Genomic DNA, 10,989 nt, shown 5'->3' with positions numbered 1-10,989 from the left:
TGTTAAAAAACAGGGAGTTTGCCCCATAACGGGCATATTGATCCAATTTTCTGACGGGTATTTCAGCAATATCCTACATTCAGCTGTTCCAGAACCAAGGAGCGGTTATCCTTCCCGCGCTTGAGCAGCTATTCTTTTTTCAGCACGAAGGGAACTTGTCGGGTCCCGCCGTTTACTCAAGCAAGACTCCGGCGAATCTGATCGACCGGCCAACGCCATTTCAATCTTTGGGAACCCTATTATGTCTTCCGCCGCGTCCATCATCCTGGTAGTCGAAGACGACGACATCGTGCGCATGTTGATCGTCGATGTACTGGAGGAACTGGAATTCGAGGTGCTGGAGGCTGATGGCGGCGAACAGGCGCTGGCGTTCCTGGCCAACGCCGGGCAAACCATCGATCTGATGATGACTGATGTCGGCCTGCCGGGCATGGACGGACGTGAGCTGGCCGACAAGGCGCGTCAGCTGCGTGCCCGCTTGCCAATCCTGTTTGCCAGCGGTTACGCCGAAAACATTGATGTGCCTGAGGGCATGCACCTGATTGGCAAGCCGTTCTCGATCGATGCGCTGCGGGACAAGGTCAAGGGCATCCTGCAGGCCGCCAGCTAAACCCTCATAGCGCCAGGATCGCTGCGGACTGTGCTTTAATTGCGCGCTTTTTTCCGCATGTCCCCCTGCCCGCTTCAAGGAACCACCCTCAATGAGTCAGCCCCGCGCAGCCAAAGTCCTGGTGATTGGTTACGTTTGGCCCGAGCCCCGCTCCTCGGCGGCCAGCGGCCATGTGATGCAAATCCTCGAAACCTTCCTGCAACAGGGCTGGGACATTACGTTCAGCAGCCCGGCAGGTGCTGGCGAGCACCCGGCTGACCTCACCGCCCTGGGCATTCGCCAGGTGCCGATCGAACTCAACAACAGCAGTTTCGACGCGTTTGTCAGTGAGCTGGCCCCGGATGTCGTGCTGTTCGACCAGTTTATGATGGAAGAACAATTCGGCTGGCGGGTAGAAAAGCACTGCCCCAATGCACTGCGAGTGCTGGAAACTTCAGACCTGCAGAGCCTGCGTCACGCCAGGCACCAACGCCTCAAGGAGCGCTTGAAGGCCAGCGCTGACCTCGAAGACTTCAACGAATTGTTTGCCCCCGCGTTACGGCAGGAATTCGAACTCATGGCCGATGCCGACCTGGCCAAGCGTGAGCTTGCTGCCATTTATCGTTGCGACCTGACGCTGATGATCTCCGAGGTGGAGATCGAGTTACTGGTGCAGCAGTTCATGGTGCCCCGTGAATTGTTGCACTGGTGTCCGCTGATGATCGATGTGCCCACCCGGCCATCGACTCGCTTCGAAGACCGCGCGCATTTTCTCAGCATCGGCAACTTCCGGCATTCGCCGAACTGGGATGCAGTGCTGTGGCTCAAGACTACGATCTGGCCGTTGATTCGCCAGCAATTGCCCGCTGCCCAGCTGCACATCTATGGGGCTTACACACCGCCCAAGGCAACCGCACTGCACAACGCCGCCCAGGGTTTTCATGTGATGAACTGGGCCGAGGATGCCTTGCAAGTCATGTCTGCGGCCAGGGTGTGCCTGGCTCCCTTGCGCTTTGGCGCGGGTATCAAGGGCAAGCTGGTGGATGCGATGCTGTGCGGCACGCCGAATGTCACAACACCAGTGGGGGCAGAAGGCATGCACGGCCTGGAACCCTGGCCAGGTGCAATTACCCGCACGGCCCAGGCGTTTGCCGACAGCGCGGTACAACTGCACAACGACCGCACCTGCTGGCTGGCCGCACAGGCCAAAGGCCTTCACCTGCTCGGGCAGCGCTATCGCCAGGCGCAACATGGCCCCGCACTGATCACCCGAATTGAAGAATGCCGTCGAAACCTGGGTTCAATCCGGCGCGACAACTTTACCGGCAGCATGCTGCGCCATCACCAGCACAAGAGCACTCAATACATGTCGCAGTGGATCGAAGCGAAAAACCGTCAGCCTCAGTAACCCGAGTGAGACTTCGGGTGGTCGAGGGCACGACGTACAAACGTTACCGACAGCATGTCGCAACCCTTTGAAGAGTGAATAATCATGTATCTGGTGTGTGGCGAAGCGCTGTTCGATTTTTTCAGTGAAGAAGACGTCAGTGGCCTGGCGTCCAAAGTGAATTTCAAGGCCATTGCCGGTGGTTCGCCGTTCAATGTGGCCGTGGGTTTGCGCCGGCTGGGCGTAGAGGCCGCGCTGTTTGCCGGGCTGTCGAGCGATTACCTGGGCAAGCGTTTGCAGCAGGTGTTGCAGGACGAAGGTGTCGGTACCGACTTCGTGGTGGAATTCGCGGCGCCCACAACCCTGGCGATGGTCGCCGTGGGCGCCAATGGCTCGCCGCATTACAGCTTCCGGGGCGAAGGTTGTGCTGACCGGCAGCTGCGCCTCGACCATCTTCCGCTGCTGCCGGCCTACATACGCGGCCTGCATGTTGGCTCCTACTCGCTGGTGGTACAGCCGGTTGCCGATACCCTGCTGGCATTGGTGCGCAGGGAAAGCGGTAAGCGCTTGATCAGCCTCGATCCGAATGTGCGGCTCAATCCAGAGCCAAACATCGAACTGTGGCGCTCGCGAGTGGCGATGCTGGTCGAGCATGCCGACCTGATCAAGGTCAGCGACGAGGACCTGAGCCTGTTATATCCCGAACAGGACCCGCAGCGGGTGATCCAGGGGTGGCTGGAGCATCGCTGTCAGCTGGTGTTCCTGACTCGCGGGGGCGAAGGTGCGACGGTGTTCAGTCGTCGACACGGCGCCTGGTCGGTACCGGCCTGCGCCGTGGAGATTGCCGACACCGTCGGTGCGGGCGACACCTTCCAGGCGGCGTTGATCGCCTGGCTGACGGAGCAGCAACTGGATTCTGTGCAGGGATTGCAGCAATTAGGACGCGAGCAGACTGATGCAATGCTCAGGTTTGCGTTGCGCGCAGCGGCGCTGACGTGCACTAGGACCGGGCCGGACTTGCCGTATCGGCATCAGCTGCAATAAACCTGAAATAGCAGCCTCCAGCCGACAGGTGGCATACGGCGAGGTTAACCATCGCTTAACTGTGCGGTCCAATAATTGACTGGACCGCACGCCTGCAGCTTGCCTGACAGCCCAGTGCGGACCGCTCGATCCTGATGGTCGAGCTGACCTTTGTCTGCGCTGGAGTATGCTCATGAGAATTCAAACGATATTGCTCGCCACTACCCTTGCCAGCATTTCCTGGGCCGGCATCGCCCATGCCAATGACGCAGGTACCAGCCAAGCGGTGCCCTACCATTACGGGATGCCCCTGCACGTCGCCAAGGTGATCGCCCTGACCGAACCTTCGACCCTGGACTGCAAAGTGGTGACGGCTGAAATGAAATACATCGACAACGCCGGGCAACCTGCGCAAATCAGCTATCGCAAATTGTCGGATGCTTGCAGCTTGCAGAACTGACGACAAAGGGTCTGGCCTGTTGTCAGGCCAGACCCTTTAGTAATAGTCAGATCGCCGGCGATTATCATCAGAGATTAAAGCGCCTTGCGGTCCGGGTGCAGCGTTTGCTTGTGTGCATGGAGATCGATATCGGAGCGCAGCCCCGCAATCAGCTCGTTGATCTCTCGCCTGCCGTTAAGATGGCTGGCGTCTATACCGGATTTAACCAGGTCGACCTGATCCGTCACGCCGTCGGAAAACACTTTGATGGTCATGGAAAGGTCAGGCGATAACGTACATAAACAGCGTTTAGGCAGGAAACTGCTTTCAATGATGTTGCGAAGTTCCAAGGCAGAAAGAAACATGGCGACCCTCTCCTTATTGTCAGATTGCCAGCGATAAACAGGCGCTGACTCAATGAAAGGCGCGGTCAGCTTAAGGACATCTACAGCATAATTCATGCCTCTGATTTCGCCGTGCAGCTCATCGGCAAATCAAAGGGTTAGGGAAGTTGAGCGCGCAAGCGATCATGCAAACTGCAAGAAGCAGCGTCTGGGCCACTGCAAAATGCAATCCTGCCCCGGCCGGTTGCACGAACCGGACACGGCGGCAAGAATGCGGCAATGTGTCCAGTCTCAGGCCGGCGCGCCGCATGAAGCGGCACGTTCAGCCACGTGGCGCAGGCTGTCGAAGTTGATGTTGGCGCCCGAGTCGATGGCCACCAGGGTCTGGCCACGGGCTCGGGTGCGGGCGACATACTTTTTGATACCGGCCACGGCCAGTGCACCGGAAGGTTCGGTGATCGACCGGGTATCGTCGTAGATATTCTTGATCGCAGCGCACAACTCGTCATTGGTCACGGTCAGCATTTCGTCTACGCAAAATCGACATACCTCAAACCCATAGACGCCTATTTGCGCCACGGCAACGCCGTCGGCAAAGGTGCCGACGTTCGGCAGCACCACGCGCTCATCGGCTTGCAGCGCTGCGCCCAGGCAAGCGGAGTGTTCGGACTCCACACCGATGATGCGCACTTGCGGACGCAGGTATTTGACGTATGCGGCAATGCCTGCGATCAGTCCACCACCCCCCACCGGCACAAAGATCGCGTCGAGGTCTGCGGGGTGCTGACGCAGGATCTCCATGGCGACAGTGCCCTGCCCTGCGATCACCTCCGGGTCGTCGAATGGCGAAACAAAGGTACGGCCTGTGCGCGCGGCCAGGTCCAGGGCGTATGCCAGGGCAAACGGAAAGCTTTCTCCGTGAAGCACGGCCTCGGCGCCGCGGCTACGCACCCCCAGCACCTTCAGTTCCGGCGTCGTGGCGGGCATGACGATGGTCGCAGCGATTCCCAGTTCTCGCGCTGCCAATGCAACACCTTGTGCGTGGTTGCCGGCCGACGCGGTGATCACACCGCGTGCTTTTTGCTCATCGCTCAGTTGCACCAGCTTGTTATAGGCACCGCGGATCTTGAAGGAGAACGTCGGCTGCAGGTCCTCGCGTTTCAGCAGGATCTGGTTACCCAGGGCTTCCGACAACGCGGGTGCGGGTTGCAATGGCGTAAGTACGGCCAGTTCGTAAACCGGCGCCGCGAGGATCTTCTTGACGTAACGGGCAAGCAGGGCTTGCTGGTTGGCGGTGTAGGTCATCTCGGTCTCCTTTATTACCCACGTAGGAGCTGCCGAAGGCTGCGATCTTTTGCTCTTCAAAAACGAAAAGATCGCGACCTTCAAACAGCTTCCACGCCGGTAGCGGCTTTAACCCAGGAGACAGAAAGTAAAAACCCGCCTCGAGGGCGGGTTGGGTGCTGCAGTCGTGAGCTAACCCGCCAAATAAGGAATGGCGGTAATAATGCTTGGCTGGCAGCGCGATACGGTGAAAGTCATGGGTCGAAATTAGCCGGCGGCTGATGGCAAGTCAATGGCCAATTACAATCGCCCCCTGCAGACTCGCCGCTCAACCCAGGGAAGGTGGGTGCATTTACTTCAACCCAACCTTGTACAACACCCCATCGCTCTCATCCGTCAGCACGTACAAATAACCGTCGGGCCCCTGCCGCACATCGCGAATGCGCTTGTTGAGCTCGCCCATCAAGCGCTCCTCGTGGACCACTTTGTCCCCGTTGAACTGCAGGCGGATCAATTCCTGGCTGACCAGTGCCCCCATGAACACGTTGTGCTGCCACACCTTGAACCGGTCGGCATCGTAGAACGCCATACCGCTCAGCCCCGGGGATTTCTCCCAGACATGGTGCGGCCCTACCGTGCCCTCGGCGGTCTTGCCGGTGGCTTCGGGAATGGGCTGGCCTGAATAGTTGATGCCATGGGTAGCCAGCGGCCAACCGTAGTTCTTGCCGCGCTCGATCACATTCAGTTCATCGCCACCGCGGGGGCCATGCTCGGTTTCCCAGAGGACGCCCGTCCATGGGTTGAGGGCCGCGCCTTGGGGGTTACGCTGACCGTAAGACCAGATTTCCGGGCGCACGCCGTTCTGCCCGACAAAGGGGTTGTCATCCGGTACCCGGCCATCGGGATAGATCCTGACCACCTTGCCCTGCAACTTGTCGAGGTCCTGGGCGGTTGGCCGGTCGTTGTTTTCACCCAGGGTGATGAACAGATAGCCGTCGCGGTCGAATACCAGTCGCGAGCCGAAGTGATTGCCGACCGAGAGCTTGGGCTCCTGGCGGAAGATCACCTTGAAGTTCTCCAGAGTCTTCAAATCTGCCGACAGTTGCCCGCGACCTACTGCGGTTCCGGCCTTGTCCCCCTTGCCGCCACCCTCGGCGTACGACAGGTACACCGTGCGGTCCTGCTTGAAGTCCGGGGACAGCACAACGTCCAGCAAACCACCCTGGCCTTTGGCCCACACGTCCGGCACGCCGCTGATAGGGGCCGAAAGCTTGCCATCGACGGTGACCAACCGCAGGTTGCCCGGGCGCTCGGTTACCAGCATGCCCTGGCGGTCGGGCAGAAATGCCAGGGCCCAGGGATGCTCCAGACCTTGAGTGAGGGTGGTGACTTCAAGCGTGCCCAGCTCGCTCTTCAATTCCTGGACTGATGCCGCAATGGCGGCGGGTGCAGTGGTGAACATGACGCTGGCGCAGAAGGTGGCCAGGAGGGATTTTCTCAACATGCACAGTTCCTTATGTCGTCAAAATAGTCAGCCAGGCTCAGCGATTGTTGGTATCGCCGTCTCTAGGGGGTGGGTTGGGGATGAACCTGGGTGGGCTGTCGGGCACAGGGCGAGTCTGCGGTGCACGATTGCCAATGCCGCCGTTGTCCAGGGTGGGTGGCCGGGGCACTGGTACGGTATTGGGCCCGCGTATGGCCGGCGCACTGGGTTGTGTGCCTTGCATGCTATTGGGGTTGGCCCGACGGATGGGGCTGTTGTAGGGATTGCTGGTACTACCCGTAGGGCTTTGCGCCAACAGCATCGACTCAGGGACCGCTGCCGCGTGGGCCTGATGGCTCAGTACGGCACTCCATGCTAGTGCGGTGCAGACCAGCACGAACCTGTTCATCGGTGAACCTCTCGACGTGGGCGTGGATAGGGTCTTCGATACCACGCTACGCCGGGGGTTCTGTTTTGTTAATCAAAACCTCGCGTCGAAGATGTAACACCAGTTGACCAGGGATGCCCCGCACCCCGGCGGGCCGGGGCATCATCGGCTGAAACTTTTGCCGAGGGATGCGGGTCACCTGATCATCACTCGCGAGTAGACGACCATGGCACGGGCAATCTGGAAAGGCGCAATCAGTTTCGGGCTGGTGCATATCCCTGTAGCACTGGTTTCGGCGACGTCTTCCCAAGGCGTGGACTTTGACTGGCTGGACAGTCGCAGTATGGATCCGGTCGGGTATAAACGGGTGAACAAGGTAACCGGCAAGGAGGTGACCAAGGAACACATCGTCAAGGGTGTGCAGTACGAAAAGGGTCGCTACGTGGTGCTCAGTGAAGAGGAAATCAAATCAGCCCACCCGCTCTCCACCCAGACAATCGACATCTTTTCCTTTGTGGACAGCGAGCAGATCCCGCTGCAGAACATCGATAGGCCGTACTACCTGGCCCCGGACAAACGCGGCGGCAAGGTCTATGCGCTGCTGCGTGAAACCCTGAGCAAAACCAACAAAGTCGCCCTGTGCCACGTGGTGCTGCATACCCGCCAGCACCTGGCAGCGCTGATGCCGTTGGAGTCGGCGATGGTCCTGGTGATGCTGCGCTGGCCGGAAGAGGTTCGCAGTCTCGATACCCTGGAACTGGGCAGCGAAGTGACCGAGCCCAAACTGGCCAAGGGCGAGCTCGACATGGCCAAGCGCCTGGTGCAGGACATGAGCGGTGACTGGTCGCCCGAGGACTATCGCGACAGTTTCGAGGACAAGATCATGGCGCTGGTCGAGAAGAAAGCCCATGAAGGCAAGATCGAAGATGTGGAAACGGCGACCGGCGAGGAAGAACGCAAGACGGCGGATGTCATCGACTTGACCGAGTTGCTCAAGCGTAGCCTGGGAGGGAAAGCTGCTGCCAGGCCGGCGGCGAAAACCAAGTCGACGGCGAAGACGGCACCGGCGAAAAAGGCGACCAAGCGATCGGCTGGATGATTGATTGTGAAGGTGCAGTCCTGCTCGCGATGGCATTGATCAGATCAGCACGAAAACCGCGATCAAACTGCCAAATATTGCCCACTTTTCCAGATAATAGAGCTTGCGATTGCGCTTCTTTAGCGCCTTGCCGCGCAAGCGGATCTTGTAGATCTTGCCAAACAGCCGGTTGATCCCGCCCGTCTTGTCGCCCGCATCGTTCGGTGCGCCGGCAGCGGACATCACATGGCGGCTGAACCAGCCGTTGAATGCTGCCGCCCAGCGATACTTCATGGGCCGCTCGATATCGCAAAACAGAATGATGCGATTGTGACTCGTGGTGTTTTCCGCGTAATGGATGAAGGTCTCATCGAACATTACGGCTTCACCGTCGCGCCAGTGGTAATTCTCGCCGTCGACATTGATATAGCAGCCCGCATCATTCGGCGTTTCCAGGCCCAGGTGGTAACGGTAGGACCCGGCATAGGGATCACGATGGCGCACCAGTCTGGACCCGGGCGGCAGCTCGGCGAACATCGCGGCTTTGATCGAGCCAATGCCCTGCACCAGTTCGGTGGTGCGCGGGCACAACTTCTTTGCCGAAGGATGGCTGTCGCCGTACCACTTGAGGTAGAAACGTTTCCAGCCAGTCTTGAAGAAGGAGTTGAAGCCGACATCGTCATAGTGGCTGGAACGCTTGATTTCACCGGCGTGAATCAGGTTCTGTGCTTCCGCGCGAATCTCCTGCCAGTGCTCCTGCAGCGGCCGCAGGTCCGGAAAGTCTGCCGGATCGAGGTAAGGTTTGTTGGGCAGTTTCGAGAACAGGTACAGCACACAGTTGAGCGGCGCGAGGAACGTCGAGTGGTCGCTCAGTTGCCGGCCTGGCTTGTGGCGCACGCGACCGCGCAGATGGACGTAAGTGATCGTGACTATATAAATGGCGGCAATGATGAGCTTCACGGAAATCGTCACAAGTCAGGAGTGAACAAACTGCATCCATGCCTGTCGGCATCAAGTAGGTGGCATTTTAGCCACAGTTGCTGACCCTGGTTAACCCGCAAATGTGAAAAACTGTCCGCTGACGCCGCCAAAGCAGCCGTGTAGCCTCAATGCCCTATCGTTTCAGGTGCCAGACCAGTACAATCGCCGCCAAACATTACGCGCCCCCCTTGGTTGATGACGGGAATGACCCCCGTTTCAGCGCACTTCGACTCGGGCCAAGCGCTCCATATGCTGCTGTCCACTTATTGCCAGATGGACCTTCCGCTTCTGACCGGGATGCATTTCCCGTGGTTTGAATACCGGAAACGGGTACTGAATCGGTACTGCCGCAACCCTAGCTACTCTGAATGCTTCGCAGGAAAAACCTTTGATCTCTACAGCTAACATCACGATGCAGTTCGGCGCCAAGCCGCTATTCGAAAACGTTTCGGTCAAATTCGGCGCGGGCAACTGCTACGGCCTGATCGGCGCCAACGGCTGCGGCAAGTCGACGTTCATGAAAATCCTCGGCGGCGACCTCGAACCGTCCGGCGGCCAGGTCATGCTCGAACCGAACGTGCGCCTGGGTAAATTGCGCCAGGACCAGTTCGCCTACGAAGAATTCACCGTGATCGACACCGTGATCATGGGTCACGAAGAGCTGTGGAAGGTCAAGGCCGAGCGCGACCGCATCTACTCGCTGCCGGAAATGACCGAAGAAGACGGCATGGCCGTGGCCGAGCTGGAAACCGAATTCGCGGAAATGGACGGCTACACCGCCGAATCCCGTGCCGGTGAACTGCTGCTGGGCCTGGGTATCGGCATCGAGCAGCACTTCGGCCCGATGAGTGAAGTGTCCCCGGGCTGGAAACTGCGGGTGTTGCTCGCCCAGGCGCTGTTCTCCGATCCTGAAGTGCTGCTGCTCGACGAACCGACCAACCACCTGGATATCAACACCATCCGCTGGCTGGAAAACATACTGACCCAGCGCTCCAGCCTGATGATCATCATCTCTCACGACCGTCACTTCCTGAACAGCGTATGTACTCACATGGCTGACCTGGATTACGGCGAGCTGCGCCTGTTCCCGGGCAACTACGACGAGTACATGACCGTGGCGACCCAGTCCCGCGAGCAGCTGCTGTCTGACAACGCCAAGAAGAAAGCGCAAATTTCGGAACTGCAGTCGTTCGTCAGCCGCTTCTCGGCCAACGCCTCGAAAGCCAAGCAGGCCACTTCCCGCGCCAAGGCGATCGACAAGATCCAGCTGGCCGAGGTCAAGCCATCGAGCCGCGTGAGCCCGTTCATCCGTTTCGAGCAAACCAAGAAGCTGCACCGTCAGGCAGTGATTGTCGAGCGCATGGCCAAAGGCTTCGACGGCAAGCCGCTGTTCAAGGAGTTCAGCTTCCAGGTTGAAGCCGGCGAGCGCGTAGCGATTATCGGCCCGAACGGCATCGGCAAAACCACCCTGCTGCGCACCCTGGTCAACGAGCTGACCCCGGACGCCGGTACCGTGAAGTGGACCGACGCCGCGGAACTGGGCTACTACGCCCAGGACCACGCGCACGACTTCGAGGACGACTGCAACCTGTTCGACTGGATGGGCCAGTGGACCCAGGGCGGCGAACAAATCGTTCGCGGCACCCTCGGCCGGATGCTGTTCTCCAACGACGAGATCCTCAAGTCGGTCAAGGTCATCTCAGGTGGTGAGCAAGGTCGCATGCTGTTCGGCAAGCTGATCCTGCAAAAGCCGAACGTGCTGATCATGGACGAACCCACCAACCACTTGGACATGGAATCCATCGAGGCGCTGAACCTGGCGCTGGAGAACTACCCGGGCACGCTGATTTTTGTCAGCCACGACCGCGAGTTCGTATCGTCCCTGGCAACCCGCATCATCGAGCTGAGCCCTAGCGGCGTGATCGACTTTAGCGGCACCTATGACGATTACCTGCGCAGTCAGGGCGTGGTGTTTTAAGAGCAACTATTAGTT

10 protein-coding genes and 1 pseudogene are annotated in these 10,989 nt (G+C 59.1%); 6 read left to right on the top strand and 5 right to left on the bottom strand.

What is annotated here, in order from left to right:
• Positions 1–241: 241 nt before the first annotated feature.
• From IMW75_RS10635 to IMW75_RS10620, 4 genes are all read left to right on the top strand, one after another.
• Complete coding sequence (locus tag IMW75_RS10635) at positions 242–610, top strand: response regulator (RefSeq protein WP_045061169.1); 369 nt, start codon at positions 242–244, stop codon at positions 608–610.
• 91 nt (positions 611–701) lie between these two features.
• A complete protein-coding gene (locus IMW75_RS10630) occupies positions 702–1,997 on the top strand; it encodes a glycosyltransferase (RefSeq protein WP_205892584.1) in 1,296 nt (431 codons plus the stop codon).
• 84 nt (positions 1,998–2,081) lie between these two features.
• Positions 2,082–3,020, top strand: coding sequence for a carbohydrate kinase family protein (locus IMW75_RS10625; RefSeq protein ID WP_045061167.1), 939 nt, complete (start codon positions 2,082–2,084; stop codon positions 3,018–3,020).
• A 172-nt stretch (positions 3,021–3,192) separates the two neighbouring features.
• The gene (locus IMW75_RS10620; protein ID WP_045061166.1) at positions 3,193–3,459 is read left to right on the top strand and encodes a DUF2790 domain-containing protein; all 267 of its coding nucleotides are present in this window, start codon (positions 3,193–3,195) and stop codon (positions 3,457–3,459) included.
• 74 nt (positions 3,460–3,533) lie between these two features.
• Here the strand turns inward: IMW75_RS10620 and IMW75_RS10615 are convergent, their stop codons facing one another.
• From IMW75_RS10615 to IMW75_RS10600, 4 genes and pseudogenes are all read right to left on the bottom strand, one after another.
• Complete coding sequence (locus IMW75_RS10615; RefSeq protein WP_122840505.1) at positions 3,534–3,803, bottom strand: DUF1652 domain-containing protein; 270 nt, start codon at positions 3,801–3,803, stop codon at positions 3,534–3,536.
• A 294-nt stretch (positions 3,804–4,097) separates the two neighbouring features.
• A pseudogene (gene ilvA / locus IMW75_RS10610) lies at positions 4,098–5,087 on the bottom strand (threonine ammonia-lyase, biosynthetic); the annotation flags it as partial.
• 331 nt (positions 5,088–5,418) lie between these two features.
• Positions 5,419–6,570: a PQQ-dependent sugar dehydrogenase gene (locus IMW75_RS10605; protein ID WP_205892582.1), complete on the bottom strand. Its 1,152-nt coding sequence runs from the start codon at positions 6,568–6,570 to the stop codon at positions 5,419–5,421.
• Between the two features lie 37 nt (positions 6,571–6,607).
• Entirely contained in the window at positions 6,608–6,958 is a 351-nt protein-coding gene (locus tag IMW75_RS10600; RefSeq protein ID WP_205892581.1) for a hypothetical protein, read from the bottom strand.
• A gap of 205 nt (positions 6,959–7,163) precedes the next feature.
• On the opposite strand from IMW75_RS10600, the gene ku reads away from it, so the two are divergent.
• The gene (gene ku / locus IMW75_RS10595; RefSeq protein ID WP_045061163.1) at positions 7,164–8,036 is read left to right on the top strand and encodes a non-homologous end joining protein Ku; all 873 of its coding nucleotides are present in this window, start codon (positions 7,164–7,166) and stop codon (positions 8,034–8,036) included.
• Positions 8,037–8,075: 39 nt separating this feature from the next.
• Here the strand turns inward: ku and lpxO are convergent, their stop codons facing one another.
• Positions 8,076–8,975, bottom strand: coding sequence for a lipid A hydroxylase LpxO (gene lpxO, locus IMW75_RS10590; protein ID WP_205892580.1), 900 nt, complete (start codon positions 8,973–8,975; stop codon positions 8,076–8,078).
• A 409-nt stretch (positions 8,976–9,384) separates the two neighbouring features.
• Between lpxO and IMW75_RS10585 the strand changes: the two genes are divergently transcribed.
• Positions 9,385–10,974: an ABC-F family ATPase gene (locus IMW75_RS10585; protein WP_205892579.1), complete on the top strand. Its 1,590-nt coding sequence runs from the start codon at positions 9,385–9,387 to the stop codon at positions 10,972–10,974.
• Positions 10,975–10,989: the final 15 nt, after the last annotated feature.

It is taken from the genome of Pseudomonas gregormendelii (assembly GCF_017114825.1).
In the GTDB taxonomy this organism is placed as follows: domain Bacteria; phylum Pseudomonadota; class Gammaproteobacteria; order Pseudomonadales; family Pseudomonadaceae; genus Aquipseudomonas; species Aquipseudomonas gregormendelii.
This window is presented reverse-complemented; position numbering and strand designations above follow the sequence as displayed.